28 protein-coding genes are annotated in these 25,973 nt (G+C 67.1%); 23 read left to right on the top strand and 5 right to left on the bottom strand.

Going from position 1 to position 25,973, the window contains the following annotated elements; genetic code table 11:
* Positions 1–114 precede the first annotated feature (114 nt).
* From CETAM_RS08540 to nadC, 3 genes are read left to right on the top strand one after another with little or no spacing between them, the layout of a single operon-like run.
* Positions 115–786: a hypothetical protein gene (locus CETAM_RS08540; protein WP_156228469.1), complete on the top strand. Its 672-nt coding sequence runs from the start codon at positions 115–117 to the stop codon at positions 784–786.
* A gap of 5 nt (positions 787–791) precedes the next feature.
* Positions 792–1,307, top strand: a complete 516-nt coding sequence (locus CETAM_RS08535) for a hypothetical protein (RefSeq protein ID WP_156228468.1) — start codon at positions 792–794, stop codon at positions 1,305–1,307.
* Between the two features lie 5 nt (positions 1,308–1,312).
* Positions 1,313–2,194 (top strand): carboxylating nicotinate-nucleotide diphosphorylase, encoded by an 882-nt coding sequence (gene nadC / locus CETAM_RS08530; RefSeq protein ID WP_156228467.1) that lies wholly within the window; start codon positions 1,313–1,315, stop codon positions 2,192–2,194.
* Positions 2,195–2,202: 8 nt separating this feature from the next.
* Here the strand turns inward: nadC and CETAM_RS08525 are convergent, their stop codons facing one another.
* The gene (locus CETAM_RS08525; RefSeq protein WP_156228466.1) at positions 2,203–3,297 is read right to left on the bottom strand and encodes a YbjN domain-containing protein; all 1,095 of its coding nucleotides are present in this window, start codon (positions 3,295–3,297) and stop codon (positions 2,203–2,205) included.
* 133 nt (positions 3,298–3,430) lie between these two features.
* On the opposite strand from CETAM_RS08525, the gene hisD reads away from it, so the two are divergent.
* From hisD to pyk, 14 genes are all read left to right on the top strand, one after another.
* On the top strand, positions 3,431–4,753 hold the full coding sequence (hisD, locus tag CETAM_RS08520; RefSeq protein WP_156228465.1) for a histidinol dehydrogenase: 1,323 nt from the start codon (positions 3,431–3,433) through the stop codon (positions 4,751–4,753).
* 3 nt (positions 4,754–4,756) lie between these two features.
* Complete coding sequence (locus CETAM_RS08515; RefSeq protein ID WP_156228464.1) at positions 4,757–5,854, top strand: histidinol-phosphate transaminase; 1,098 nt, start codon at positions 4,757–4,759, stop codon at positions 5,852–5,854.
* A 1-nt stretch (position 5,855) separates the two neighbouring features.
* Positions 5,856–6,458 (top strand): imidazoleglycerol-phosphate dehydratase HisB, encoded by a 603-nt coding sequence (gene hisB / locus CETAM_RS08510; protein ID WP_156228463.1) that lies wholly within the window; start codon positions 5,856–5,858, stop codon positions 6,456–6,458.
* A 3-nt stretch (positions 6,459–6,461) separates the two neighbouring features.
* Entirely contained in the window at positions 6,462–6,668 is a 207-nt protein-coding gene (locus CETAM_RS08505) for a hypothetical protein (RefSeq protein WP_156228462.1), read from the top strand.
* Positions 6,669–6,716: 48 nt separating this feature from the next.
* Positions 6,717–7,904: an MFS transporter gene (locus CETAM_RS08500; protein WP_156228461.1), complete on the top strand. Its 1,188-nt coding sequence runs from the start codon at positions 6,717–6,719 to the stop codon at positions 7,902–7,904.
* 28 nt (positions 7,905–7,932) lie between these two features.
* Positions 7,933–8,568 carry an imidazole glycerol phosphate synthase subunit HisH gene (gene hisH / locus CETAM_RS08495; RefSeq protein WP_156228460.1) on the top strand — a complete coding sequence of 212 codons (636 nt, stop codon included), beginning with the start codon at positions 7,933–7,935 and terminating at the stop codon, positions 8,566–8,568.
* A gap of 20 nt (positions 8,569–8,588) precedes the next feature.
* Positions 8,589–9,329, top strand: coding sequence for a bifunctional 1-(5-phosphoribosyl)-5-((5-phosphoribosylamino)methylideneamino)imidazole-4-carboxamide isomerase/phosphoribosylanthranilate isomerase PriA (gene priA, locus CETAM_RS08490; RefSeq protein ID WP_156228459.1), 741 nt, complete (start codon positions 8,589–8,591; stop codon positions 9,327–9,329).
* Positions 9,330–9,331: 2 nt separating this feature from the next.
* Positions 9,332–10,123, top strand: coding sequence for an inositol monophosphatase family protein (locus CETAM_RS08485; RefSeq protein ID WP_156228458.1), 792 nt, complete (start codon positions 9,332–9,334; stop codon positions 10,121–10,123).
* Positions 10,124–10,141: 18 nt separating this feature from the next.
* Positions 10,142–10,906, top strand: coding sequence for an imidazole glycerol phosphate synthase subunit HisF (gene hisF / locus CETAM_RS08480; protein WP_156228457.1), 765 nt, complete (start codon positions 10,142–10,144; stop codon positions 10,904–10,906).
* Complete coding sequence (gene hisI, locus CETAM_RS08475; protein ID WP_156228456.1) at positions 10,903–11,262, top strand: phosphoribosyl-AMP cyclohydrolase; 360 nt, start codon at positions 10,903–10,905, stop codon at positions 11,260–11,262. Before hisF ends, hisI begins: the two co-directional genes overlap by 4 nt.
* On the top strand, positions 11,259–11,873 hold the full coding sequence (locus CETAM_RS08470) for a TIGR02234 family membrane protein (RefSeq protein ID WP_156228455.1): 615 nt from the start codon (positions 11,259–11,261) through the stop codon (positions 11,871–11,873). Before hisI ends, CETAM_RS08470 begins: the two co-directional genes overlap by 4 nt.
* A 78-nt stretch (positions 11,874–11,951) precedes the next feature.
* A complete protein-coding gene (locus CETAM_RS08465) occupies positions 11,952–12,761 on the top strand; it encodes an indole-3-glycerol phosphate synthase TrpC (protein ID WP_156228454.1) in 810 nt (269 codons plus the stop codon).
* Positions 12,762–12,783: 22 nt separating this feature from the next.
* Positions 12,784–13,641 (top strand): prolipoprotein diacylglyceryl transferase, encoded by an 858-nt coding sequence (gene lgt / locus CETAM_RS08460; RefSeq protein WP_156228453.1) that lies wholly within the window; start codon positions 12,784–12,786, stop codon positions 13,639–13,641.
* Between the two features lie 10 nt (positions 13,642–13,651).
* The gene (pyk, locus tag CETAM_RS08455) at positions 13,652–15,079 is read left to right on the top strand and encodes a pyruvate kinase (protein WP_156228452.1); all 1,428 of its coding nucleotides are present in this window, start codon (positions 13,652–13,654) and stop codon (positions 15,077–15,079) included.
* 67 nt (positions 15,080–15,146) lie between these two features.
* Here the strand turns inward: pyk and CETAM_RS08450 are convergent, their stop codons facing one another.
* From CETAM_RS08450 to CETAM_RS08440, 3 genes are all read right to left on the bottom strand, one after another.
* Positions 15,147–17,531, bottom strand: a complete 2,385-nt coding sequence (locus CETAM_RS08450) for a glycogen/starch/alpha-glucan phosphorylase (RefSeq protein WP_156228451.1) — start codon at positions 17,529–17,531, stop codon at positions 15,147–15,149.
* Between the two features lie 104 nt (positions 17,532–17,635).
* Positions 17,636–18,889, bottom strand: a complete 1,254-nt coding sequence (locus CETAM_RS08445; RefSeq protein WP_156228450.1) for an amidohydrolase — start codon at positions 18,887–18,889, stop codon at positions 17,636–17,638.
* Positions 18,890–18,902: 13 nt separating this feature from the next.
* Positions 18,903–20,228: a DUF4921 family protein gene (locus CETAM_RS08440; protein WP_197085702.1), complete on the bottom strand. Its 1,326-nt coding sequence runs from the start codon at positions 20,226–20,228 to the stop codon at positions 18,903–18,905.
* A gap of 29 nt (positions 20,229–20,257) precedes the next feature.
* On the opposite strand from CETAM_RS08440, the gene CETAM_RS08435 reads away from it, so the two are divergent.
* Positions 20,258–20,638 (top strand): hypothetical protein, encoded by a 381-nt coding sequence (locus CETAM_RS08435; protein ID WP_156228449.1) that lies wholly within the window; start codon positions 20,258–20,260, stop codon positions 20,636–20,638.
* Here CETAM_RS08435 and CETAM_RS08430 read toward each other — a convergent pair.
* Positions 20,608–21,696: a glycerate kinase gene (locus tag CETAM_RS08430; RefSeq protein ID WP_156228448.1), complete on the bottom strand. Its 1,089-nt coding sequence runs from the start codon at positions 21,694–21,696 to the stop codon at positions 20,608–20,610. The genes CETAM_RS08435 and CETAM_RS08430 overlap by 31 nt on opposite strands.
* 141 nt (positions 21,697–21,837) lie before the next feature.
* Between CETAM_RS08430 and gdhA the strand changes: the two genes are divergently transcribed.
* From gdhA to mutM, 5 genes are read left to right on the top strand one after another with little or no spacing between them, the layout of a single operon-like run.
* Entirely contained in the window at positions 21,838–23,181 is a 1,344-nt protein-coding gene (gene gdhA, locus CETAM_RS08425) for an NADP-specific glutamate dehydrogenase (protein ID WP_156228447.1), read from the top strand.
* A 19-nt stretch (positions 23,182–23,200) separates the two neighbouring features.
* Positions 23,201–23,905, top strand: a complete 705-nt coding sequence (locus tag CETAM_RS08420; RefSeq protein WP_156228446.1) for an ATP synthase subunit B family protein — start codon at positions 23,201–23,203, stop codon at positions 23,903–23,905.
* A 12-nt stretch (positions 23,906–23,917) separates the two neighbouring features.
* Positions 23,918–24,418 carry a YceD family protein gene (locus CETAM_RS08415; protein ID WP_156228445.1) on the top strand — a complete coding sequence of 167 codons (501 nt, stop codon included), beginning with the start codon at positions 23,918–23,920 and terminating at the stop codon, positions 24,416–24,418.
* Positions 24,415–25,170 carry a ribonuclease III gene (rnc, locus tag CETAM_RS08410; protein WP_197085701.1) on the top strand — a complete coding sequence of 252 codons (756 nt, stop codon included), beginning with the start codon at positions 24,415–24,417 and terminating at the stop codon, positions 25,168–25,170. Before CETAM_RS08415 ends, rnc begins: the two co-directional genes overlap by 4 nt.
* Positions 25,154–25,972: a bifunctional DNA-formamidopyrimidine glycosylase/DNA-(apurinic or apyrimidinic site) lyase gene (gene mutM, locus CETAM_RS08405; RefSeq protein ID WP_156228443.1), complete on the top strand. Its 819-nt coding sequence runs from the start codon at positions 25,154–25,156 to the stop codon at positions 25,970–25,972. The genes rnc and mutM overlap by 17 nt, the downstream gene beginning before the upstream one ends.
* Position 25,973: the final 1 nt, after the last annotated feature.

Below are 25,973 nucleotides of genomic sequence, written 5' to 3'. Positions count from 1 at the left end.
CCGTCGGGAAAACTCCCAGGTATATGTCAGCCATCCTTCCGCTCGACCTTGCTAAGGTTTCCCTTCGACGTACCACCGACGCAATCAAAGACACATCCGCAGGAAGAGAGCAGCATGACTCTGAAGAAGACCATCGCCGCCCTCGCACTCATCGCTCCGCTGACATTCGTCACGGCGTGCGGTTCGGGCGACGGTGCTGATGAGACCACTTCCTCATCGCCGAACACAGTTACCTCGACCCGTTCCACGGAGGCCGAAACCGTGGAGAGCACGGTGGAGGAGACCACCGAGGAGTCGGCGGAACCGGAGACCGTTGAGCCGGAACCGGAAACTGTCGCGCCGGAACCGGAGGCCGTTGAGCAGCCGGAGGCCGCACCGCCGGCCGAGGATCCGCTGCTGGGGGAGCTCTACGAGGAGCCTGAGCCGGTCCAGGGCGGGGCCACCGCCAGCGAGGCCGACCGCGCCGCGATCGACGGTCTGGTCCGGGGAATGTACCAGGTGGGTACCTTCCACCAGTTCCTGCGCTACATCCCCGAAAACACCTGTAACGAGCTCGTCGCAGCCCAGGGTGGGCCCGCCGCGCTGGACCTGGCCGGTGTGCCGGACCAGCCGCTGAACCAGTGGGACTACTACGTGGCGGCCGAGCCGCACATTGCCTCGGTGAATGACGTCCGGGTCGAGGGGGACAACGCATCCGCCGTCGTCACCGCAGTCTCCGCCGGGCAGTCCGAGACCCGCACCCAGCGCTACCTGCGCGAAGACGGACGCTGGAAGTTCTGCAACTGACGAACATGGCCATTCCACGCAGGGTCGGTTCGGCGGCCGGGATCCTCGCCGTGTCGCTGCTCCTCTACAGCGCAGTCGGTGCGATCTGGGGCATGCTGCGACCCGCCTACACCGGAACCCTCGTTGACGGCGGCCAGGTCAACATCCCCGCCACCACCGACAGCATCGCTTTCCACTCCTTCGCCAGCTTCGTCATCGCCACGGGTCTGCTGGCGGTGATCGTCTCGCTGAGCATGTACGTGACCTCGCCGTCGACCCGTGGCCCGGGGATGCTGTGGTGGTTGATCGCCGTCGCGGCGCTCTCCGCGTTCTCCTTCCTCGAGGTGGGCACGGTGGTGTCCGGCCTGCTGCATTCGACCGGCGACGTGGAACAGCTTGCGGAGGGGGACCGGGTGAGCATCGTGCCCGGCCTCGCGCCGGGTGTCGGCTGGCTGGCCGCCCCCTTCATGGCTGCGCTGAGCTACTGGTGCTCCGCCCTGGTGACCCCCGACACGGAACCGGATCCCGTCCCGATAAAGTAGGGAACATGACGCCGCCTGAAACACCCGCCTTCCCGTCCGCGGAGTTCGATCCCGAGGACGTGGACCGTCTCATCGCCGCAGCGCTGGATGAGGACCTCACCTACGGCCCCGACATCACCAGCCGGGCCACGGTATCCGCCGAGCACCGTTCCTCGGCACGCATAGTGGCACGGAAGCCGGGTACCGTCGCCGGGCTGTTCGTCGTCGACCGTGTTCTGCGCCAGGTCGCCACCTCGGATTTCAAGGTCGAGGAGGTCGCACCAGACGGCACCCGCGTCAACCCGGGCGACGTGGTCGCCCGCATCGAGGCCGGAACCCGCGACCTGCTCACGGCGGAACGTACGCTGCTCAATCTGCTGACCCACCTGTCCGGTATTGCCACGACCACCGCCGCCTGGGTCGACGCCGTCGAGGGCACCCGCGCGGGCATCCGCGACTCCCGGAAGACCCTGCCCGGTATGCGGCTGCTGCAGAAGTACGCCGTCACCGTCGGCGGGGGAATCAACCACCGTCTCGGTCTGGGCGACCGCGCGCTGATCAAGGACAACCACGTCATCGCCGCCGGCGGTGTGCGCGAGGCCTTCCTCGCCGTGCGTGCGGCCTACCCGGACAAGTGGTGCGAGGTCGAGGTGGACACCCTCGAACAGCTCGACGAACTGCTGCCGGAGAAGCCGGACGAGATCATGCTGGACAACTTCGAGCCGTGGGCCGTGCAGGTGGCGGTGCAGCGCCGCGACGCCGTCTCTCCCGGCACCCTGCTCGAGGCCTCCGGCGGGCTGGACCTCGACGTCGCGGCCGATTACGCCTCGACCGGAGTGGACTACCTCGCCGTGGGCTCGCTCACCCACTCCGCGCCGGCGCTCGACCTGGGCCTTGACTTCGACTAGATCTGCGTTCAGGGCCAGGTGACCGCGGATTCGCCCGTCGAGTCGGAGCTGATGGCGTCAATTGCGTGGAGCACGTGATTGATCGCCACGGCGGTGTTGTGCTCCAGCTGCAGCTCGGTCAGTCCCTCGCGCACTGAGGCGGTGAACTCCACCCTGATCTGCAGGCCCTCGTCATCCTCGTGGCAGAAGGCCTTCGTGGTGATGGACGATTCGTTCCAGTCGTTGCACAGCAGGAACATCCGGAGGTAGTCCGCGTCCGCGTCCAGGTTCGGGTCCCAGCGGCCCTTGATCAGGTAACTGGGCCCGTTGTCCAGGAAGAACCCGAACAGGATGTCATTGATCCAGGCGATGATCACGTCGTCATCGCCGTGGGTCTTTTCTATGCCCATGCCCGCCAGGGTCTCGCGGATCCGGGAGAGGGTGACCTCCTCCGGGGTGGAATCCTCCCAGTCTTCGCCTTCTCCGTCCCAGTCGTGATCAGTGCTCATGCTGGCGGAGTACTCCTCGTCAGGGTCGAAGTCGAAGTCGTCGAGGGTGTCGATCTCCTCCTGGGTGCGCCGGTGGTCGATCTCGCGCAGGCGCATGACGTCGTCGTCGAGCTTGTTCACGTTCACGTGACGGTCCCGGGGGAGGGGGCCGTCCAGGGCGGCGGTGTCCTGTTTGCGGCGTCGCGCCGAATTGTCGTCCGTGTCCGGCAGCGCCAGCTCGGGGAAGTCCTCGATGAGGTGGTCCACCGCCAGTCGTGTGGTCTCCATCGACAGCCGGACGAAGTCCTCGAGTTGCTCGGGTGAGAGGCCGGTGCCGGTGAGCATGCTGGATCGGGCATGCAGGCTGATCGCCCCTTCGTCGCCAACCCGCAGCGAGAGGGTGGGGCCCAGGCGCTCGTGGTTCCAGGAGGTGATCGTGCGGGCCAGCACCGCCGTGTGCTCCATCCCGATCGTGCTGCGCAGATCCGTGTCGAACACCAGCGCCGAGGGATTGCGTTCGTCGAGGTAGGCCGTCACCAGGTGGTCGTGCCAGGGAAACACCAGCCGGTCCGCGCCCACATAACAGTGGAAGTCGAACTTCTCGGCGGCGACGTACACCTCGGTCAGAGTGACCATCGGTCTGACACCTCCAGGGGATGAACAGTGAAACAGGGGCGGCACCAGTCTACCGGGCCGGGCCACCTACAATAAGGCAATATAGTACTGTCCCTTCCGCCTTCTTCCAGGCTGTTCGAGGAGAACCTACCCGATGCTCACTGTGATCGACCTGCGCGGTCGTACCCCGTCCACCAGCGAACTACGCCGCGCACTGCCGCGCGGCGGCACTGACGTCAACGCGGTCCTGCCGACCGTCGCCCCGATCGTCGACGCGGTGCGTGAGCACGGCGCTCGGGCCGCCCTCGAGTACGGCGAGAAATTCGACGGCGTCACCCCGGCGAGCGTGAAGGTGCCGGCGGACGTCGTCGCGGCCGCCCTCGCCAGCCTCGATGAGGACGTGATCACGGCGCTCAATGAGGTGATCTCCCGGGTCCGGAAGGTCCACGCCGAGCAGAAGCCGGCCCCCCACACCACGACCCTGGCGGAGGGGGCAACGGTCACCGAGGTCCATCTGCCCATCGAGCGCGTCGGTCTGTACGTGCCGGGCGGTAAGGCCGTCTACCCTTCCAGCGTGATCATGAACGTGGTCCCCGCCCAGGAGGCAGGCTGTTCCTCTCTGGTGGTGGCTTCACCGCCGCAGGCGGACCACGAGGGCTGGCCGCACCCCACCATTCTGGCGGCCTGCCACCTGCTGGGCGTGGACGAGATCTGGGCCGTCGGAGGCGCCCAGGCTGTGGCACTGCTGGCCTATGGAGATGATGAGGCCGGCCTGGAGCCGGTCGACATCGTCACCGGTCCGGGCAACATCTTCGTCACCGCGGCCAAGCGCCTGGTGCAGGGCGTCGTGGGCATCGACGCCGAGGCGGGCCCCTCGGAGATCGCCGTTCTCGCGGATGCCTCCGCCGACCCGGTCTACATCGCCTACGACCTCATCTCCCAGGCCGAGCACGATGACCTGGCGGCCTCCGTGCTCATCACCGATTCCGCCGAGTTGGCGGAGAAGGTCGACGCGGAGATCGACGCCCGTTACACCGTCACCCGCAACGCCGATCGGGTCGCCGGCGCCCTGGGGGGCCGGCAGTCCGGCATCGTCCTGGTCGATGATCTGGAGCAGGGCATCGCCGTCGCCGACGCGTACGCCGCCGAGCACCTGGAGATCCACACCGAGAACCCCCGTCAGGTCGCCGAACGCATCCGCCACGCCGGCGCCATCTTCGTCGGCGCCTACTCGCCCGTGCCGCTGGGCGACTACGCCGCCGGTTCCAACCACGTGCTGCCGACCTCCGGCACCGCCCGTTTCTCCTCCGGCCTGTCCACCCACACCTTCCTGCGCGAGGTCAACCTCATCGAGTACGACCGGGTTGCGCTCAAGGAAATCGGCCCGCACATCATCGCCCTGGCTGACGCCGAGGACCTGCCGGCTCACGGAGAGTCCATCCGTGCCCGCTTCGAGGCCATGGGGGAGCAGAACTAGACCATGAGCCGACTCACTCTCGACCAGCTTCCCCTGCGCGAGGAGCTGCGCGGCCAGTCCCCCTACGGGGCGCCACAGCTCGACGTGCCCGTGCGTCTGAACACCAACGAGAACCCGTACCCGCCCTCGCAGGCGCTCATCGACGATCTCGTGGAGACGGTGGCGAACATCGCCTCCGAACTCAACCGTTACCCCGACCGGGACGCCGTCGATCTGCGCGAGGCGCTGGCGGATTACGTCACCGAACAGACCGGCGTGGCCGTCACCAGGGACAACCTGTGGGCCGCCAACGGTTCCAACGAGACCCTCCAGCAGCTGCTCCAGGCCTTCGGCGGCCCGGGGCGCAGCGTCCTGGGTTTCCAGCCCTCCTACTCGATGCACCCGATCCTGGCGGCGGGCACGCAGACGGAGTTCCTCAACTGTCCGCGCGGCGCGGACTTCCGCATCGACATCGATGCCGCGCTCGCCGCCATCACCGAGCATCGTCCCGACGTCATCTTCGTCACCACCCCGAACAACCCCACCGGTGACGTCACCTCGATCGAGTCGCTGCGGCTGCTTCTCGACGCCGCCCCCGGCATCGTCATCGTCGACGAGGCCTACGGCGAATTCTCGCCGTCCCCCTCCGCGGTGACCCTGCTCGCCGAGTACCCGGCCACACTCGTGGTGTCGCGGACGATGTCGAAGGCGTTCGACTTCGCCGGCGGCCGTCTCGGTTACTTCGTCGCCGATCCCGCCTTCGTCGAGGCGGTCATGCTGGTCCGCCTGCCGTACCATCTGTCGGTGCTCAGCCAGGCCGCGGCCACCGTCGCGCTGCGGCACCGCGGGGACACGCTCGCGACCGTCGAGAAGCTCTCGCAGGAACGTGTCCGCGTGGTCGCGGGCCTCGAGGAACTGGGTTACCTGGTCGTGCCCAGCGAGTCGAACTTCGTCTTCTTCGGCCCCTTCGAGGATCAGCACGTCGCCTGGCGGAAGTTCCTCGACCGCGGCGTCCTCATCCGTGACGTCGGCGTCGCCGGCCACCTGCGCACCACCATCGGTCTGCCCTCGGAGAACGACGCGTTCCTCGCCGCCGCAGCCGCAGTAATCAAGGAGAAGTAACATGACCGACCGCATCGGCCGCGCCACCCGCACGACCTCCGAGTCCGACATCACCGTCGAGATCAACCTCGACGGCACAGGTCAGGTGGACATCGACACCGGCCTGCCGTTCTTCGACCACATGCTCACCGCATTCGGCGTCCACGGTTCCTTCGACCTGAAGGTGCACGCCAAGGGCGATACCGAGATCGACGCCCACCACACCGTCGAGGACACCGCCATCGTGCTGGGCACCGCGCTTCTTGACGCCGTCGGTGACAAGAAGAGCATCCGTCGCTTCGGTTCCCGCCAGCTGCCGATGGACGAGACCCTCGTGGAGTCGGTCGTCGACATCTCCGGCCGACCCTACTTCGTCATGCGCGGAGAGCCGGACCAGATGATCACCGCGGTCATCGGAGGCCACTACGCCACGGTGATCAACGAGCACTTCTTCGAGACGCTCGCCCTCAACGCCCGCATCACCCTGCACGTGATCTGCCACTACGGTCGCGACCCGCACCACATCACCGAGGCCGAGTACAAGGCCGTCGCCCGTGCTCTGCGCGAGGCCGTCGAGATCGATCCCCGGGTCCACGGCGTGCCGTCGACCAAGGGGGCCCTGTAAGCGATGCCCGGAATTGACACGGTCGCCCAGGCGGACCAGGGGTCCGCAAACTGGCTCGTCTACCTGCTGTTCATCGTCGCCGGACTACTCGTCGGCGGCACCTGGTCGGCATACCAGGCGGACAACAGGCCACTGGCGATCTTTCTGGCATTCTGCGCGGCCGTAGCCTTCGCGGGTGCCGCCTTCTGGCTGATGGGAGCGATGAACTAAGTGGCACAGGCAGGTCTTTCACGGTCGGAGATCGAGAATCTCGGCAGCATGTGGAAGGCCCCCGGTTTCATCCCGACCCTCATCGCGGTATTCGCCGCGTTCGGCTCCTGGTCGCTGCTGCTGCCCGTCATTCCCCTCGCGGCGCTCGACGCCGGGCACAGCACCACGCTTGCAGGGGCCTCCACCGGTATCTTCATGGCCGCCACCGTGGCCACCCAGATCTTCACCCCGACGGCCCTCCGGCGCATCGGTTACAACCCGGTGATGGTGGCGTCGGCGTTCATGCTCGGTGTGCCCGCCCTCGGGCACCTGCTGGGCCTGGAAGCCTGGAACCTGCTGCTCTTCTCCGCCCTGCGTGGCATCGGCTTCGGGGCCTTGACCGTGGCGGAATCCGCGTTGATCGCCGAGCTGGTGCCCTCCCGGTTCCTGGGCAAGGCCTCGGGCATGCTGGGCGTCTTCATCGGAATCTCGCAGATGATCTGCCTGCCCCTCGGCCTGTTCCTGGCGGGCCGGGTGGGTTACCCGGTGGTCTACGTCACGGCTGCCGCCATTGCACTGGTGGCCGCGGTGATGTGCCTGCGGATCCCGCGGATCAGGGCGCATCCCAGGGCCAGGGCATCGTCGCAGGAACACGTCGTCAGCGCCCCCGTCTGGAAACTGGTGCTGGTCCCCGCCTTGTCCGTCACCAGCCTGTCCATGAGCTTCGGTGCGGTGTCCTCCTTTCTCCCGGCGGCGGTACAGGAACTGGACCCGGTCACGGGTTCTGTCATCGCCGGCCTCATCCTCTCGATAACGGGCGGTGCCGCGATGATCCTGCGCTACGGATCAGGCATCATCGCGGACCGCAACGGTCGTCCCGGTGCGACGATGATCCCCGGCCAGGTCATGGGATTCGCCGGTGTCCTGCTCATGGCCCTGGTGGTCGCCAACGGCTGGTCGGCGTGGTGGCTGGTCGTGGCGGGCATTCTCTTCGGCGGCGGCTTCGGCATGGTGCAGAACGAGGCCCTGCTGAGCATGTTCTTCCGTCTGCCACGTTCGCGCGTGTCCGAGGCCTCCGCTGTGTGGAACATCTCCTTCGACGCCGGCACGGGGCTCGGTTCCTTCCTCCTGGGGGCCGTGGCCGCGCAGGCCGCCTACTCCGGGGCCTACGCCGTCGGCGCGGCCATCGTGGCGCTCGGTCTGCTCGCGACGATCGCCGACCGGCTCGTCGGCAGGAAGCGGCACCGGGGCGGGTGAGCGACCGCGGGTGGATTACACTTCTCCCATGGCTAAAAGCGTCGCCCTCCTTGACTACGGCTCCGGAAACCTTCGTTCGGCCCAGCGGGCCCTTGAACGGGTCGGGGCGGAGGTCACCGTCACCAGTGATCCGCAGATCGCCGTCAACGCCGACGGCCTGCTCGTCCCCGGCGTCGGCGCCTTCGCCGCCTGCATGGCCGGACTGAACGCCGTCCACGGTCCCCGGATCATCGGCCAACGGCTGGCCGGCGGGCGCCCTGTGCTGGGCATCTGTGTGGGCATGCAGATCCTCTTCGAGGAGGGGAACGAGCACGGCGTCCACACCCGTGGGGCGGGGGAGTGGCCGGGCACTGTCGAACGTCTCCACGCCCGGATCCTGCCGCACATGGGCTGGAACACCGTGGAGCGCACCGCCGGCTCGCAGATGTTCGCCGGCCTCGACGACGCCACGCGCTTCTACTTCGTCCACTCCTACGGCGTCCGCGACTGGACCCTGTCGACCGATGACCTGACCACCGCCCCGTCAGTGGCGTGGGCGGAGCATGAGGGTGACCGGTTCGTCGCCGCCGTGGAGAACGGGCCGCTGTGGGCGACCCAGTTCCACCCGGAGAAGTCGGCGGACGCCGGAGCCCAGCTGCTGACCAACTGGCTGTCCACCCTCTAGCTCCGGATAGGATTCGACACATGAGCGATTTCACCCTTCTTCCCGCCGTCGACGTCGTCGACGGCCAGGCAGTTCGACTCGACCAGGGCGAGGCAGGCACCGAGAAGTCCTACGGCTCCCCGCTGGAGGCGGCCCTCGAGTGGCAGGCGCAGGGTGCACAGTGGCTGCACTTCGTCGACCTCGACGCCGCCTTCAACCGCGGATCCAACCATGAGCTCATGGCGGAGATCACCCGCCAGCTGGACATCAAGGTGGAGCTGACCGGCGGTATCCGCGACGACGCCTCCCTGGAGCGCGCCCTGGCCACCGGCGCCACCCGCGTCAACATCGGCACCGCCGCACTGGAGAAGCCGGAGTGGATCGCCGATGTGCTCAAGGAGTACGGCGACAAGGTCGCCGTCGACATCGCGGTCCGCGAGATCGACGGCGAATGGCGCACCCGCGGTAACGGCTGGGTGTCCGACGGTGGGGACCTGTGGGAGGTCCTCGAGCGTCTCGACGCCGCCGGGTGCTCGCGCTTCGTAGTCACCGACGTGTCCAAGGACGGCACCCTGACCGGACCGAACGTGCAGCTGCTGCGCGACGTCGCCGCCGCCACGGAAGCCAGGATCGTCGCCTCCGGCGGCATCTCCGTCCTCGATGACGTCCTCGAGCTGTCCCGCTATGCGGAAGAGGGCATCGACTCCGCCATCATCGGCAAGGCCCTCTATGAGGGCCGATTCACGCTGCGCGAGGCTCTCGCGGCCGTCGAGAAGCAGTAGCCGTGGACGCGCGCGAGCTGCTGGCCGTCGCCGAGGCCGTCTGCGACGACGCCGAGGCCATGTTCATGGCCGGGGTCGGCTCCGACCCCGCCCAGTTGAAGCAGCCCGGCGACTTCGCCACCGAAGTGGATCTGGCCATCGAGGACCACCTGCGGCAGATGCTCACCCAGCTCACCGGCATCCCGGTGCTGGGGGAGGAGTCCGGTGGCATCTACAACCACAATGCGGTGTGGGTCGTCGACCCGATCGACGGGACGGCCAATTACGCCGCGGGGAACCCGATGTGCGCGATCCTCATCAGCCTGCTGGTCGATGACCAGCCCGTCGCCGCCATCACCAGCATGCCGCTGCTGCACCGCAGGCTCACCGCCTTCGAGGGATCGCCCGTCATGTGCAACGGCCGACGCGTCACCCCGCTCACCGAGGTGGATCAGCTGGTCGCACAGGTCGGCTTCTCTTCGGTTGCCTCGCAGGTGCGTTCCACCTTTCCCTCGCTGCTGCGTCAGGGCCTGCTCGCAGAGCTGACCGAGACGTACCTGCGCCCCCGGATCACCGGGTCAGTCGGCGTCGATCTGGCATTCACCGCCCAGGGAATTTTCGGCGGCGCAGTGAGCTTCTCGCCGCATGTGTGGGACAACGCCGCCGGCGTCATGCTGGTGCGTGCGGCAGGGGGAGTGGTCACCGACATCGAGGGCAACGACTGGACCCCCGGCTCCATCGGAGTGGTGGCGGGTACCGCGCGGGCGCACGGGGCCATCATGAGTACGATGGACAGCATTCTGAATTCCAACTAACCGGAAAGGGACGTATCCATGGCCGTCGCCATCCGCGTCATCCCCTGTCTCGACGTCGACAACGGTCGAGTGGTCAAGGGCGTCAACTTCGAGAACCTCCGCGACGCCGGGGACCCCGTGGAGCTGGCGGCACGGTACAACGAGGAGGGGGCGGACGAGCTCACCTTCCTCGACGTGTCCGCCTCCAAGGACGGCCGCGGCACGATGCTCGACGTGGTCAGGCGTACAGCAGAGCAGGTGTTCATCCCGCTGACCGTCGGTGGCGGCATCCGCAGCGTCGAGGACGTCGACCAGCTGCTGCGTGCCGGTGCGGACAAGGTGTCAGTCAACACCTCCGCCATCGCCCGCCCGGAGCTGCTCCGCGAGCTGGCCGACAAGTTCGGTTCCCAGTGCATCGTCCTGTCCGTCGACGCCCGTCGCAGCGCAGACCAGCCTTCCGGCTTCGAGGTGACCACCCACGGTGGCACCAAGTCCGCCGGCCTGGACGCCGTTGAATGGGCCCGTCGCGGCGAGGAGCTGGGCGTGGGCGAGATCCTGCTCAACTCCATGGACGGGGACGGTACCCGGGACGGGTTCGACCTGGAACTGCTCCGCCTGGTGCGCGAGGCCGTCAACGTACCCATCATCGCCTCCGGCGGTGCAGGAAAGGCCGAGCACTTCCCTCCCGCCGTCGACGCGGGTGCCGACGCCGTGCTCGCCGCCACCATCTTCCACTTCCGCGAGGTCACGATCTCCGAGGTCAAGGATGCCCTCGAGGCCGCCGGTCACGAGGTGCGCCGATGAGTGGCAACCCGGCCGACCACGAGCTGGACGCGGACATCGCCGCCCGCCTGAAGCTCAACGATCAGGGACTGATTCCCGCGATCGTCCAGGCCGAGGGCACCGGTGAGGTCCTCATGATGGCCTGGATGGACACCCACGCACTCGCCCACACCCTGGCCACCCGCCGCGGCACCTACTACTCGCGTTCACGCGACGAGTACTGGATCAAGGGCCTGACCTCCGGCCACACCCAGGAGGTGACCGGCGTCCGCCTCGACTGCGACGGCGACACCCTCCTGGTCACCGTCCGGCAGGCCGGCGCGGCCTGCCACACCGGCAACCGGACCTGCTTCTACTCCGAAGACCTGCTGGGATGAAACAATCCCGGATCGCCGCCCTCCTGCTCGCCCTCAGCGCCGCCGTGCTGTGGGGCGCTTCCCGGATGACGTGGATCACGGTGGGCACCTTCGACGACAAGTCCGGGGACGCCACCAACGCCATCATCGGCGGGTTGTGGTCGACGGAGCAGACCGCCGTGGCAATGCTGCTGCTCGCCGGCTCGATCGCGGGTTTCGCTCTGCGCCGGGTCGGTCGCCGCGTCGTCGGCATCATTTCGGCGCTGGCGGGCATCGGCGCCAGCTGGGCCCCGCTGGGCCTGCTCACCGGGGAGCCTGACCCGCGGCGCGTCCATCAGCTGTTGTCCACCGGTGACGAGGCCAAGATCTCGGCGTGGGCGGAGATCGCGAACCTGAGCGTCAACAACGCGGGCCCCGCCCTGGCGATGCTCGGCGCCGCCGTCGCACTGTTCGGCGGCGTTCTGCTCGCCGTGCGGCCGGGCACCGATTCCGCCGCACTCAACCGCTACGAGCGGAAACAGGACCGCGAGGCGAAGATCTCCCGTGACCTGGTGGCTGAACCGGATTCCGGCCGCGTCATGTGGGATGCGCTGGACGCCGACATCGACCCCACCGACGCCAACCGACCCTGATTTCGTGGTGAGCAGGGTCACGAGATAGCCTGTTGACACAGATTGTCTGTGCTTCAAGGATCTCGATGGGAGTGGCCGATGAGTGATCTGGACCGGCTTGTTTCCGAGGTCCTGGCGGGCGTCGCGGCCCGCGAGTCCGTGGTCCCCTTCCAGGAGATCAAGGCACGCTCCCGCGACACCGCGCCCACCCGTGACGGACTTGCTGCGCTGCTGCGCAGCGGCTGCGGCGTCATCGCCGAGATCAAGCGCGCCATGCCAGGCAGGACCTTCCTCGAGGACGGCGACCTCATGCCCATCGCCCGCCTGGCCCGCGAATTCGAGGACGGGGGCGCACACCTCATCGCCTGCCAGACCGAACAGCTGCGCTACCACGGCTCGCTCACCGACATGAAGATCGCGCGCAACGCCGTCGAGTTGCCCATGTTCTGCCGGGACATCATCATCGACCCGTATCAGATCCACGAGGCCCGCTGCTACGGTGCGGACCTCGTCCCCCTGCAGGTGGAACTGCTCGACCAGAACCGGCTCGTCTCCCTGCTGGACCGTATCGAATCCCTCAACATGACCGCGGTGCTCGAGGTGCGCACCCCCGCCGAGGCGGACCGCGCCATGGAGGCCGGAGCGCGGGTGGTGGCGGTGAACGCCCGGCCGCTGGTGGGCGGGGGCGTCGACAAGCAGCGCTTCGCGGAGATCTCCCCGGGCCTGCCCGAGACCACCGTGCGCATCGCGATGTCCGGGGTCCATACCCCGCGTGACCTGCTGACCTACGCCGCCGCGGGCGCCGACGCCGTCGTCGTCGGCGAGGAGCTCATGAGCGCCGCGGACCCCGGCCGCCTGACCCGCACGCTGGTCGCCACCGGCCAGCACCCGTCCTGCCCTTCCCGCTGACGGGTCTGGCAGACTGTCAAGGGTGCAGACCACCATCCTCGCGAACATCCCGTCCCCGCCCCAGGGCGTCTGGTACCTCGGACCTCTCCCGATCCGCGCCTACGCCTTATCCATCATGGTCGGCATCATCCTCGCGCTGTGGCTCACCCATCGCCGCTACCTCGCCCGGGGCGGTGACCCGGACATGGTGTGGGACGCCGCGATCGTGGCCATCCCCGCCGGCATCATCGGCGGCCGGATCTATCACGTCCTCACCGACGCGGACAAGTACTTCTGCGACGCCTGCAACCCCGTCGATGCGCTGAAGATCACCAACGGCGGCCTGGGCATCTGGGGCGCGGTCGCACTCGGCACCTTCGCCGTATGGGCCCTGTTCCGGTACAAGAAGGTCCCGCTGGCGCCGTTCGCCGACGCCGTGGCGCCGGGCATCATCCTCGGCCAGGCCATCGGTCGACTGGGAAACTGGTTCAACCAGGAGATCTACGGTCGGCCCACCGATCTGCCGTGGGCGCTGGACATCTTCTACCGGGTCGACGAGAACGGTGAATTCTCCCCGCTCACCGGCCGATCCACCGGCGAGGTGATCACCTCGGTGCACCCGACGTTCCTCTACGAGCTGCTGTGGAACCTGCTGATCCTCGCCCTGCTGCTGCTCATCGATCGTCGCCACCGGTTGGCACAGGGTTCCATCTTCGCCCTCTACGTGGCGGGTTACACCCTGGGACGTTTCTGGATCGAGCTCATGCGCGATGACTCCGCCACCATGATCCTCGGCCAGCGGGTCAACACGTGGGTGTCGGCGGCCGTCTTCCTCGCCGCCGTCATGGTGTTCTTCCGGCTGCAGAGGCAGCGACGGGCTGTTTCAGCGGAAGAAGAGTAGGTTGGTAGCCGTGTCCAGACGAACCAAGATTGTGTGTACCCTCGGTCCAGCCGTAGCCAGCAAGGACGCCATCCAGCGCCTTGTGGAGGACGGCATGGACGTAGCCCGCCTAAACTTCTCCCACGGTGATCACGCCGATCACGAACAGAACTACCGGTGGGTCCGTGAAGCCACCGATGAAACCGGCCGCGCGGTCGGCATCCTCGCCGATCTCCAGGGCCCCAAGATCCGCCTGGGTCGCTTCCTCGACGGCGCCACCGTCTGGGAGAACGGTGAGGTCGTCCGCATCACCGTCGATGACGTGGAGGGCACCCACGACCGTGTGTCCACCACCTACAAGAATCTGGCGCAGGACGCCCAGCCGGGCGACCGCCTGCTCGTCGACGACGGCAAGGTCGGCCTCGTGGTGCTCCGCGTCGAGGACAATGACGTGGTGTGTGAGGTCACCGAGGGTGGCCCCGTGTCCAACAACAAGGGCGTCTCCCTGCCGGGCATGGATATCTCCGTGCCGGCGCTGTCCGAGAAGGACATCAGGGACCTCGAGTTCGCCCTCCATCTCGGTGTCGACCTCATCGCCCTGTCCTTCGTCCGATCGCCCGCAGACATCGACCTCGTCCACGAAATCATGGACCGCGTCGGTCGCCGCGTGCCGGTGATCGCCAAGCTGGAGAAGCCCGAGGCCGTCGACGCCCTCGAGCCGATCGTGCTCGCCTTCGACGCCATCATGGTCGCCCGCGGTGACCTCGGCGTCGAGGTGCCGTTGGAGCAGGTCCCGCTGGTGCAGAAGCGGGCCATCCAGATCGCCCGCGAGAACGCCAAGCCGGTCATCGTGGCCACCCAGATGCTCGACTCGATGATCGAGAACTCCCGCCCCACCCGTGCGGAGGCTTCCGACGTCGCCAACGCCGTCCTCGACGGCGCCGATGCCGTCATGCTCTCCGGGGAGACCTCCATCGGCGTGGATCCGCACAACGTCGTGCGTACCATGGCGCGCATCGTCATCCAGGCGGAGACCGACGGCCGTGTGCCGCCGCTCAGCCACGTGCCGCGCACCAAGCGTGGCGTGATCTCCTACTCCGCCCGCGACATCGCGGAACGCCTCAACGCCCGCGCCCTGGTCTGCTTCACCACCTCCGGTGACACCGCGCGCCGCGTGGCCCGGCTGCACTCGCACCTGCCGCTGCTCGTGTTCACCCCGAGCCCGGCGGTCCGTTCCCAGCTCGCACTGACCTGGGGGACCGAGACCTTCCTCAGCCCCCCGGTCACCTCCACCGACGAGATGCTCGTCGTCCTGGACAAGGCCCTGCTGGCCATGGACGACTACCACCGCGACGACATGATGGTCGTCGTCGCCGGTTCCCCGCCCGGGGTCTCCGGAAACACCAACATGATCCACGTCCACCTGCTCGGCGAGGACACCAGTCAGTCGCCGAAGTAGCAGCCTGTAAACGCCGGAAGCGGCGGAGAGGATATCCTCTCCGCCGCTTCCGGCGTTCACAGGGGGACTAGCCGGTCACCTTGACGGGTTCCAGCTTCCACACCTCACGTGCGTAATCGTTGATGGTGCGGTCGGAGGAGAAACGACCGGAGGCACAGATGTTGGCCCAGCACATACGCGCCCAGTGCATGCGGTCGGCGTAGAAGTCCTCGGCCATGCGGTCGCGGGTCTCACGGTAATCGGCGAAGTCACCCAGGACGTAGTAGACGTCCGGGGTCTCCCAGCCGCCGCCGTCGAGAAGCGAGGATCGCAGGTCGTGGAACATGCCGGTGCCGTTGTCATCGAGGTGTCCGTCGACGAGCGCGTCCAGGGTGCGCTTGAGACCCGGGACGGTCTGGTACGCGTGCCACGGGTTGTAGGTGCTGCGGAGTTCCGGCAGTTCCTCTTCCGTGGCACCGAAGATGTAGGCGTTCTCGTCGCCCACGGCCTCGTGGATCTCCACGTTCGCCCCATCCAGGGTGCCCAGGGTCAGGGCACCGTTCATCATGAACTTCATGTTGCCGGTGCCGGAGGCCTCCTTGCCGGCGGTGGAGATCTGCTCGGAGACGTCGGTCGCCGGGATGATGTGCTCGGCGGGGGAGACGTTGTAGTTCTCCACGAACACGACACGGAGACGATCATTGACGGCCGGGTCGTTGTTGACCACCTCGGCGATCTCGTTGATCAGCTTGATGATGGCCTTGGCGCGGACGTAACCCGGGGCCGCCTTCGCACCGAAGATGAAGGTACGCTTCGGGACATCCTCAAGCCCGTCCTCCTTGATGCGCAGGTAGAGGTCCAGGATGTACAGGGCGTTGAGCAGCTGGCGCTTGTACTCGTGCAGACGCTTGATCTGCGTGTCATAGATGGAGGTCGGGTCGATCTCGATGCCCTGGCGATCCATGATCCACTCCGCGAAGTCGACCTTGTTGGCGTCCTTGATGGCCAGCAGTTCCTTCATCACGGCCTGGTCGTCGGCGTAGTGCCCGAGCTCCTTGAGCAGGTCCATGTCGGTGACCCAGGCGTCTGAACCCACGAGGCGGGTGAGCATGTCGGACAGTCGCGGGTTGCACATCTTCAGCCAACGGCGCGGGGTGACGCCGTTGGTCTTGTTGTTGAACTTCTCCGGCCAGACCGCGTGCCAGTCGCCGAGGGTGTCCCGCTTGATGATCTCGGTGTGCAGCGCCGCGACGCCGTTGATGGAGTAGGCGGCGTAGCAGGCGATCCACGCCATGTGAACGTGGCCGTCCTGGACGGGGGCCATGCCCGCGATGCGACCTTCGTCGAGGCCGAGTTCGCGCAGGTCCGCGCGGAAACGGCGGTCGATCTCGAGGACGAGTTCCCAGACACGGCCGAAGAGCTGCTGGAAGATGGAGCAGTTCCACTGCTCCAGGGCCTCCACCAGGACGGTGTGGTTGGTGTAGGCGAAGGTACGGGAAACGATGTCCCAGGCCTCCTCCCAGGTCATGTCGTGCTCGTCGAGAAGCAGACGCATGAGCTCAGGGATGGCGAGCACCGGGTGGGTGTCGTTGAGCTGGATGCAGTTGTACTCGGCGAAGGTCGACAGATCACCGTGGTGCTCAAGATGCGAGTCGATCATGGCCTGCAGCGACGCGGAGACGAAGAAGTACTGCTGGCGCACACGCAACACCTTGCCGCCGTAGGTGGTGTCGTTCGGGTACAGCACGCGACACAGGTCCATGACCTGCTCGCGCTCGACGATGGCGTCGGTGAAGCGCTGGGAGTTGAAGGCGTCGTAGTCGAACTCCTCCATCGGCTCGGCCTTCCACAGACGCAGGGTGCCCACGTTGTCGGTCCCGTAACCGGTGATCGGCATGTCGTAGGGCACGGCGCGGACGGTCATGTCATCGAAGTGGACGATGCGCGGCTGCTCCTCACGACGGATGTAGAAGGGGTAGCCGTACTCCTTCCAGGCGTCCGGCTGCTCGGTCTGGAAACCGTCGTCGAAGATCTGCTTGAACAGTCCGTAGCGGTAGAGGATGCCGTAGCCGGTGACCGGCAGATCCTGGGTGGCGGAGGAATCGAGGAAGCAGGCGGCCAGGCGGCCCAGGCCACCGTTGCCCAGGGCGGCGTCGTTCTCCGCGTCGAGGACGTCACCGAGCTCGTGGCCCAGCGCCTGTACGGCCGTCTCAGCCTCCTCGACGAGCCCGAGGTTGGTGAGGTTGTTCAGCAGGGCGCGGCCCATGAGGAACTCGGCCGAGAAATAGTGCTGCTGACGGACACCCGCATACGCCTCGGTGGTGGCCTCCCACCTGTCGGCGATCTGCTCCATCACACTGCGGGAGAGTCCGAACCAGAACTTGTAGTCGGTGGCACTCTCCGGGGTGGCACCGGATGCGGCGCGCACGTGTCCGGCGACGGTGGTGTTCAGTGCGGGCGGGGTGTCACTCATGTGGATCGCTCCTGGGGTGGTGGTGTCTTCACTCGCGGCAAAGCGGACCCACGTAGCGGTGGGCCCAAGATTCCAGCATATAGGGGCAACCACCGATCCGCGCCTCATCGGGAAAGGTAGGTGAGCACCGCCGCAGTCGCCGCCCGGGTGGTGGCGTCGGCGGTGGGGCCGAATTCGGGGAGGAAGGTGTTCATGTGGTTGACCGGAACATCCTCCTTCACCCGATTCTCCGCGACCGCCCGGTCCCACAGGTCCTGCGGGGTGCAGCCGACGACCCAGTAGAGGTAGGGCACACCGAAGGCCCGCGGAATGTTGGCGAAGTCCTCCGAGACGGTCGTGCGCAGCGCGTCGACCGACTGCGGGCCGAAGACGGAGTCGAAGACGGGACGGACCCTCCCGAACACCGCCGGGTCGTTGTCGATGAGCTCCCCGTGGCCGAAGAACTCGAAGGTGGGCTGCTCCTCGATCCCGGAAGCCATGCACTCCGCCTCGACGACGCGCCTGATGGCGGCATAGACGCGACGCTGCACCGTCTCCTCGTAGAAACGGCAGTTGAGCACCAGCTCGGCGGAACCGGGGATGATGTTGTTGGTCGAACCCGCGCGGAGGGTGCCCACGGACACCACGGCGAAGTCGTTGGGGTTTACCTCCCGGCCGACGATGCCCTGCAGCCGGATGACGATCATGGCGGCGGTGTACGTCGGATCGATGGAGTTGTGGGGCATCGAACCGTGGGCGCTGCGGCCGGGGATGATGATGCGGATGGAGTCGCAGGCCGCGAACTGCGCGCCGGGCATGGTCTGCACCTCCCCGGCCCGACCGGGCATGATGTGCTGACCCAGACAGACGTCGGGGCGGGGGATGCGGGTGAGCAGGCCGTCGGAGACCATGGCGTTGGCGCCGGTGGCGTTCTCCTCGGCGGGCTGGAACAGCGCGAGGAAGGTGCCTGACCAGGCGTCACGGTCGGCGTCGAGGATGGCGCACGCCCCGAGCAGCGCCGTGGTGTGCATGTCGTGGCCGCAGGCGTGCATGACGCCGGTCTGGGCGCCGTCGTGGCCCGGGCGCACCCGCGTGGAGGCGAACGGCACCCCGGTCTCCTCCCGGACGGGCAGGGCGTCGATGTCGGCGCGGAAGAGGGCGGTGGGGCCTTCCCCGTTGCGGAAGACGGCGACGATGCCGTAGCCCCCGATATGGGAGATGACCTCGCAGTCGAAGTCCGCCAGCTTCTGCACGATCTTCCCGGACGTCTCGTGCTCGTGGCCGGACAGTTCGGGGCGTTCGTGCAGGTCCTCGTAGAAGGAGCGCTGCCAGGTCAGATCGGCGGTGTGGTGGGCGAGGAAGCGGGCGATGTCTGTCATGTCGCCTGCCACGTTACTGCAGCAGCGGGTTGTACAGGAGAGTGTTCCGGCGTGCACTGCACTCGGTGGCGATGCGGATGTCCTGGGCGATCCGGCCCTCGTCGCGGAGGCGGTACATGGCGGAGACGACGCGGTCGCGGATGTTGTCCGGGGACAGGGTATTGACGAAGATCTTCGTGCCACCCTCGAAACCCGCGAGCGTGGACACCCGCCACTTGATGTTCACCCGCCACGGCATGGGCAGGTCAAGGTCGACCGGGCGGTGGTGCCATTCCTCGTTGAGCGGCACGTCCGGGCCTGTGGCGGCATGGCAGGCGTGGACGAGGTCGCTCATGCCACGCACCTCCTCCTCAGTCTGATGCCAGGGCTCGGGGGTGGCCGAACGGGAGTAGATGGTCAGGGTGGGGTAGCGGTGCCCGAAGCCGGCGTGGACCACCGCGTACTCGTTCTCCGCGATGATGAGGTTGCGGTACCCCGCGTAGTCCACGCCCCACTCGTTGTACATGTTGGGGTTCACACGCAGCCGGGAGATCTCCATCTCGGCCTGGACGGAGCGGGCGTCGATGGCCACCAGCTGCTTGTGCAGGTGCTCGAAGGAGGCACCGGCCGGGGCCAGCCAGTTCTGGAAGGTCGCGACATAGGGGGCGTAGCGGTTGCGCCGGTAGAGATCCTCGATGGCGTCGATGGTGAACGCGGTGAAGGCGTAGTGCTCGTCCGGGGTGAGCGTGCCGGAGGAGGCGAGCTGATTGGTGTGGGTGGCGTCGTCGGTGAAGTGCCGACGGCTGATGATCACATCGTGCCCCCCACCGAAATAGGCGGGCGCGTGCTCCAGGAGTTCATCCTCCCGCAGGTCAGCGTTCTTTCCGGCGGCAGTCAGGCGGGTATGGACGATGTCCAGGACATGTTTCCGCCCCTCCGGGTCGGCCAGGTAGGTCGCCATGCGCCCGGCGGTCTCGGGGTCCATCCGGTAGCCGTAGTTCTTCGCCCAGTAGTCGTAGGAGATGATCTCGAAGAGGTTGGGCACACGACGGAACTCCGCCCGGGTCTCCGCCAGCTGGTGGGGGAGAAGACCACGCAGAATCGACCATTCTTCGCCGTCGTGGATCATGCGGGATTTCTCCGGCGGCGTGGCCAGCGGACTTCCCACGCAGAACGCACAGCGGTGCTCCCGATCGTGGGGCCCGAGCGGCGCCGGGTCGACGGCAGGCTTGGACAGGGGACGGTTGCCGCGGCCCGGGACGGTCCACACCTCCGTTCCGGAGAACGGGTTGACCTGCTTGATCGTGCCGTCGGCCATGATGGTGATCGGGTCGCGGTGGGCGTTGGCGGGAAGGCTCATACCCACCAGTTTATGGCTAGGCTTTCCTCATGCCTGCAATCCAGTTTGATGTCCTCGTCCCCGACGCTCCCGCACTCCAGCTGCAGGGGGTGTTCGAGGGGGCCATCGGGAAGCTCATCCACGCCGGGAAACTCACCGGCGGTTCCGTCACCCACGACCACGCCCCGAAGCTCCATGAGGGTATCGAGGAGGGACTCCGGGAGGACCGCGACGACCTGTATGACGCCCGTATCCACCGCTACCTCATCGCTGTGGAAGGCGCCACCGGTTCCATCAACCAGCTGGCGATGGTCCTGTCACGCTTCCTCACCCCGCAGGCCCAGCTGCCCACCAATGCCGTCGCGCTGGAGATGGAGCAGGACCACGAGGTGGACGCGATCTACCCCTGGGCCGTGGAGATCCGCAGGTAGACGGCCGCTATTTCCGCGCCCGCCGCGAAGAGCTGCTTCTCGACGTCCTCCGGCGCCCCCATCTCGACCGTGATGACGTCCTCGCCCGGATCGACGTCGATACGCCCGGCCGCGATCGCCAGGGTGGCGTCGCTGCCCTCGACGAGGTCAGCGATGGTGCCGACGACCTTGCCGGTCAGCGATTGAGCGTCGAACGCGCCCTCGCCGGTGATGACCAGGTCCGCCCCCGGGATCGCCTCGGTGAGCCCCAGCGCGTCCGCGACCAGCGGCGCGCCGGGCAGGACGTGAATGTGTGAGTCGGTTCCGTGCAGCATGGTCGACAGCCAATGGATGGACACCGGCACCGCACCCGCGGCCCCGAACCCGGGGGTGAGGGGATCGACGCCGAGGGTCTCGGCGGCGTGGGTGAGGGCGGCCTCAAGAAGCTGGACGTCCTCCGCGGAAGCGCCCTTCTGCGGGGCGTAGACGGTCGCCGCCTCGGGGACGGTGGCGTTGACGTCGGTCAGCAGCACCCATTCGACGGCGGCCGCGGGGATGTTGAGCTGGGCGGTGTCGATGCTCGCCAGGTCGCCGAGCGATCCGCCGCCCTTGGGCAGGGAGTACCCGGACCGGTTCATCGGGGTGGCGCCGAGCGCGACGAGGATGCCCGTGCCGGCGTCGGAGGTCGCCGAACCGCCGAGACAGAGGACGATCCGGGTGGCGCCACGGGTCTGGGCGTCGGCGATGAGCACGCCGGTGCCGTAGGTGTCGCCCGTCAGAGGCACCGGGGTGTCGGCCACGGCGGGCAGACCGGAGGCGGCGGCGATGTCGATGTACGCGGTGGCCCCGTCGAGGACGTAGGAGGCCTCCGTCAGGCGGCCCGCGGCGTCGGTGGTGGGCAGGGTGATCGTCTCGCCGGAGAAGGTCGCGGCGGTTCCCTCACCCCCGTCGGCCATGGGGGCGAGGGTGATCCGGGCGTCCCGGATGATCGAGCGGACCCCCTCCCCGAGGAGACGGGCGGCCTGTTCGGCGGTGGCGGTGCCCTTGAATGAGTCCGGTGCGATGATGATGTTGACCATGGCGCATCAGTCTAGGGGGTAGGGTGAGTGACGCATTCAACGCGCCGGAAACTTGCGTGGGCAGCGTCGCACGTGAAAACTGTTAACCGTTAGAAAACCCATCCCCGGGCTGCCCGCGACTGCGGGCCGGAAAGGACTCGTATGTCTATCGACGAGCAGGTCTCCTCCTATTACAACATGCTTCTCAAGCGTAACGCAGGAGAGCCTGAGTTCCACCAGGCAGTCGCAGAAGTGCTCGCCTCGCTGAAGATCGTCCTGGAAAAGGATCCGCACTACGCGGACTACGGTCTCATTCAGCGCCTGTGCGAGCCCGAGCGTCAGCTCATCTTCCGTGTGCCGTGGATCGACGACAACGGGGTAGTGCAGGTGAACCGCGGATTCCGCGTCCAGTTCAACTCCGCCCTCGGCCCGTACAAGGGTGGTCTGCGGTTCCACCCGTCGGTGAACCTGGGCATCATCAAGTTCCTCGGCTTCGAGCAGATCTTCAAGAACTCCCTCACCGGCCTGCCCATCGGCGGCGGCAAGGGCGGCTCCGACTTCGACCCGAAGGGCAAGTCAGAGCTGGAGATCATGCGTTTCTGCCAGTCCTTCATGACCGAGCTGCACAAGCACATCGGTGAGTACAAGGACGTCCCCGCCGGCGACATCGGCGTCGGAGCCCGCGAGATCGGTTTCCTCTTCGGCCAGTACCGTCGCCTCGCAGGCCAGCACGAATCCGGCGTCCTCACGGGCAAGGGACTGGCCTGGGGTGGTTCCCTGGTGCGTACCGAGGCCACCGGCTACGGCTGCGTCTACCTCACCGAGGAGATGATGAAGGCCCACGGCGCCTCCATGTCCGGCGCGAAGGTCATCGTCTCCGGTTCCGGCAACGTCGCCATCTACGCCATCGAGAAGGCGCAGGAGCTGGGCGCGACAGTCGTCGGCTTCTCCGACTCCTCCGGTTGGGTGTCCACCCCCGACGGCGTCGACCTCGAACTGCTCAAGGACGTCAAGGACAAGCGCCGCGAGCGCGTCACCACCTACGTCGAGGAGAGCACCGGAGCGACCTTCCACGAGGAGGGCTCCATCTGGGATCTCGAGGCCGACGTCGCCCTCCCCTGCGCCACCCAGAACGAACTCAACGGCGAACACGCCCGCACCCTGGCAGCCAACGGCATCCGCTTCGTCGCCGAGGGCGCCAACATGCCCTCCACCCCGGAGGCCATCGAGGTCTTCCGTGAGAACGGCATCCACTTCGCCCCCGGCAAGGCCGCCAACGCCGGTGGCGTGGCCACCTCCGCCCTGGAGATGCAGCAGAACGCGTCCCGTGACTCCTGGTCCTTCGAGTACACCGACCAGCGTCTGCACAAGATCATGTCCAAGATCTTCCGCACCATGTCCACCACCGCCAGCGAGTACGGACGCGAGGGCGACTACGTGGTCGGATCCAACATCGCCGGATTCAAGAAGGTCGCTGACGCGATGCTCGCCCAGGGTGTCGTCTAGGTCGTCTACGATTGGCGGCATGTACCGCGTATTTGAGGCCCTCGACGAACTCAACCAGACCCTGGAGCAGGCTTACGGCGTGCCCATGACCGCCAACTGCATGGTGCCGCGCAACCCCATGCTCGCGCTTCTCGACGATCTGCGGAACGCCCTGCCCGTCGAGATCGACGACGCCCAGGACGTCCTGGACAAGCAGGAGGAGATCCTGCGCGGCGCCGAGGAGCGCGCACGGGGCATGGTCGCCGATGCGGAGGTCCAGGCGTCCGACATCGTCGGTCGTGCGCAGGAGGAGGCCGACAGCATCGTCGGTGACGCCCAGCATCACGCAACGGCCATGATCGCGAAGGCCGAGGACGACGCTGACCACATGGTGACCTCGGCGCGTCGGGAAGCGGAGGACACCGTCAACCGCGCGCAGGCGGAGGCCGACCGCCTCATCGCCGACGGAAACGACTCCTACCGCCGCAGCGTCGACGAGGGAATGGCGGAGCAGAAACGACTGGTCTCAGATGCAGAGATCGTGCGCCGCGCGAACGATGAGGCCCGCCGGATCGTCGATGCCGCCCACGCCGATTCCGAGCGTCTGCGGACCGAGTGTGACGAGTTCGTCGAGGCCAAACTGGCCGATTTCGAGGAGTCCCTGAGCGGCGTGCTTCATACCGTCACCCGTGACCGGCAGGCCCTGCGTCGAGGCGCAGGTGTATCCCGGCGCCGAAGTGAGTAAGCTCAACAAGTTATGACTTCACCTTTCTTGTTCAACGTCGCAGGACTCACCGAGTTCGCACAGCGTACCCAGACCGGCCCCAACCCCACGCGGATCGGGCCCGCCATGATCGGCCTCGCCGAGGGCGAGGAGATCACCGTCGACGCCTCCCTCAGTCCACTGGGCGGGGGAGTGCTCGTCAACGCCGACATCCGCGGCCGCCTCACCGGACAGTGCGTCCGCTGTCTCGGGGAACTCCACCCTGATTTCGAACTGCACGTCACCCAGGTATTCTCCGACTCCCCGGACTTCGTCACCGGCGAAGAGGGCGACGGAGCGGATGAACTTCCGAAGGTCGTCGACGCCCGGATCGACCTCCTGCAGACCGTCATCGACGAGGCTGTCCTCGCCCTGCCCTTCAACCCGACCTGCGAGGGTGGGTGTGAGGAGTCCGACACCCCCTCCCCGGACGGTGTCTCCGGTGAACACAAGCCGGCCGACCCGCGGTGGTCGGACCTGGAGAAGTTCCTGTGATGCGCAAGCGTCACCGGCCCAGCGGGGAAGAGGCGCTTGAGGCCGCGTTCCGGGCGGTCGACCACACCCGGCTTTTCGACGCCCTCGGGGTCACCGTCAGCGATGATTTCCTCCGCCTCGCCCTGACGCACCGCAGCTTCGCCAACGAAAACGGCACCCTGCCGAACAATGAGCGCCTCGAGTTCCTCGGCGACGCCGTCCTCGGCCTTTCGGTCGCGACAAAGCTGTACTCCCAGTACTCTTCGAGGCCGGAGTCCGACATCTCGAAGATGCGTGCCTCCATCGTCTCCCGTTACGGGCTCGCTGACATCGCACGCGAAATCAACCTCGGCCCCCATATCCTGCTGGGCAAGGGGGAGCTCGTGACCGAAGGTCGCGACAAGGACTCCATCCTCGCGGACACCACCGAGGCGATTCTCGGGGCGATCTACCTGCAGCACGGTTTCGAGACCGCCCGCGATGTCGTCCTACGACTGTTCGAGGAGAAGATCGACGCGGCGTCGGCAAGCAACATCCACCGCGACTGGAAGACGACGCTGCAGGAACGTGCCGCCGAGCTGAAGTACCCCATGCCGGTGTACGAGGCGACCTCCACCGGTCCGGACCACGACCTGATCTTCTCCGCCGCCGTCACGGTGAACGGCGTGGAGCTGGGCACCGGCGTCGGCCCCAGCAAGAAGGTCGCCGAACAGGCCTCCGCCCGCCAGGCGTTCCTGATCCTCCGGGAGAACCCCCGTGCCGGAACTCCCTGAAGTTGAGGTAGTCCGCCGGGGCATGGCCGAACATCTGCTCGGAGGTGTCTTCGAACAGGTGGAAGTGCTGCACCCCCGGGCCAACCGCGGTCAGGACGCACCCCTGGACGCGCTGCTCGTCGGCGCCACGATCCGGGATGTCCGCCGCCGCGGCAAGTACCTGTGGTGCGATCTGGGCGATTCCGCCCTCTTCGTCCACCTCGGCATGAGCGGACAGATGCTCATCGGCGAACCCGGCACCTGCACGTCCCGCCACCTGCGGATCCGTTCCGAGGTCAGCGGCAAGGAGCTCGCCTTCGTCGACCAGCGCACCTTCGGCCGATGGCTGCACACCCGGCTCATCGACGGCATCCCTGAGCCTGTCGCGCACATCGCCCTCGATCCCCTCGAGCCCGATTTCGACGTCGTCGCCACCGCCCGGCGTGTCCGGCAGAAGAAGTCGCCGATCAAGTCCGTCCTTCTCGACCAGACCGTGGTCAGCGGTATCGGCAACATCTACGCCGACGAAGCACTCTGGCAGGCCGGCGTCCTTCCGACCCGACGGGCCTCAAGCCTGCGGCAGGGCGACGTGGTCTCGCTTCTCGACGCCGCCGCCGACGTCATGCGCCGAGCCCTCGATGCCGGCGGCACCAGCTTCGACGCCCTCTACGTCAACGTCAACGGCGCCTCCGGCTACTTCTCCCGATCTCTCCATGCCTATGGTCAGGAGGGTGAACCCTGCCATCGGTGCGGTACGCCGATCCGGCGGGTGGCCTTCCAGAATCGCTCGACCCACTACTGCCCTGTGTGCCAGGTCAATTAGG

The organism is Corynebacterium comes (assembly GCF_009734405.1).
Taxonomy (GTDB): domain Bacteria; phylum Actinomycetota; class Actinomycetes; order Mycobacteriales; family Mycobacteriaceae; genus Corynebacterium; species Corynebacterium comes.
The sequence above is the reverse complement of the archived record's forward strand: the minus strand, read 5'-3'. Positions and strand labels throughout refer to the sequence as shown.

Excerpts from the sequence above, each read along its gene's own strand:
- hisI (WP_156228456.1), top strand. The coding sequence starts at position 10,903 with ATGAGTGGCAACCCGGCCGACCACGAGCTGGACGCGGACATCGCCGCC.
- CETAM_RS08535 (WP_156228468.1), top strand. The coding sequence starts at position 792 with ATGGCCATTCCACGCAGGGTCGGTTCGGCGGCCGGGATCCTCGCCGTG.
- CETAM_RS08420 (WP_156228446.1), top strand. The coding sequence starts at position 23,201 with ATGTACCGCGTATTTGAGGCCCTCGACGAACTCAACCAGACCCTGGAG.
- CETAM_RS08540 (WP_156228469.1), top strand. The coding sequence starts at position 115 with ATGACTCTGAAGAAGACCATCGCCGCCCTCGCACTCATCGCTCCGCTG.
- CETAM_RS08525 (WP_156228466.1), bottom strand. The coding sequence starts at position 3,297 with ATGGTCACTCTGACCGAGGTGTACGTCGCCGCCGAGAAGTTCGACTTC.
- CETAM_RS08465 (WP_156228454.1), top strand. The coding sequence starts at position 11,952 with ATGAGTGATCTGGACCGGCTTGTTTCCGAGGTCCTGGCGGGCGTCGCG.
- CETAM_RS08435 (WP_156228449.1), top strand. The coding sequence starts at position 20,258 with ATGCCTGCAATCCAGTTTGATGTCCTCGTCCCCGACGCTCCCGCACTC.
- hisF (WP_156228457.1), top strand. The coding sequence starts at position 10,142 with ATGGCCGTCGCCATCCGCGTCATCCCCTGTCTCGACGTCGACAACGGT.
- CETAM_RS08470 (WP_156228455.1), top strand. The coding sequence starts at position 11,259 with ATGAAACAATCCCGGATCGCCGCCCTCCTGCTCGCCCTCAGCGCCGCC.
- hisB (WP_156228463.1), top strand. The coding sequence starts at position 5,856 with ATGACCGACCGCATCGGCCGCGCCACCCGCACGACCTCCGAGTCCGAC.
- CETAM_RS08430 (WP_156228448.1), bottom strand. The coding sequence starts at position 21,696 with ATGGTCAACATCATCATCGCACCGGACTCATTCAAGGGCACCGCCACC.
- CETAM_RS08440 (WP_197085702.1), bottom strand. The coding sequence starts at position 20,228 with ATGAGCCTTCCCGCCAACGCCCACCGCGACCCGATCACCATCATGGCC.
- CETAM_RS08450 (WP_156228451.1), bottom strand. The coding sequence starts at position 17,531 with ATGAGTGACACCCCGCCCGCACTGAACACCACCGTCGCCGGACACGTG.
- CETAM_RS08515 (WP_156228464.1), top strand. The coding sequence starts at position 4,757 with ATGAGCCGACTCACTCTCGACCAGCTTCCCCTGCGCGAGGAGCTGCGC.
- priA (WP_156228459.1), top strand. The coding sequence starts at position 8,589 with ATGAGCGATTTCACCCTTCTTCCCGCCGTCGACGTCGTCGACGGCCAG.
- gdhA (WP_156228447.1), top strand. The coding sequence starts at position 21,838 with ATGTCTATCGACGAGCAGGTCTCCTCCTATTACAACATGCTTCTCAAG.
- hisD (WP_156228465.1), top strand. The coding sequence starts at position 3,431 with ATGCTCACTGTGATCGACCTGCGCGGTCGTACCCCGTCCACCAGCGAA.
- CETAM_RS08415 (WP_156228445.1), top strand. The coding sequence starts at position 23,918 with ATGACTTCACCTTTCTTGTTCAACGTCGCAGGACTCACCGAGTTCGCA.
- CETAM_RS08505 (WP_156228462.1), top strand. The coding sequence starts at position 6,462 with ATGCCCGGAATTGACACGGTCGCCCAGGCGGACCAGGGGTCCGCAAAC.
- hisH (WP_156228460.1), top strand. The coding sequence starts at position 7,933 with ATGGCTAAAAGCGTCGCCCTCCTTGACTACGGCTCCGGAAACCTTCGT.
- CETAM_RS08500 (WP_156228461.1), top strand. The coding sequence starts at position 6,717 with ATGTGGAAGGCCCCCGGTTTCATCCCGACCCTCATCGCGGTATTCGCC.
- CETAM_RS08445 (WP_156228450.1), bottom strand. The coding sequence starts at position 18,889 with ATGACAGACATCGCCCGCTTCCTCGCCCACCACACCGCCGATCTGACC.
- nadC (WP_156228467.1), top strand. The coding sequence starts at position 1,313 with ATGACGCCGCCTGAAACACCCGCCTTCCCGTCCGCGGAGTTCGATCCC.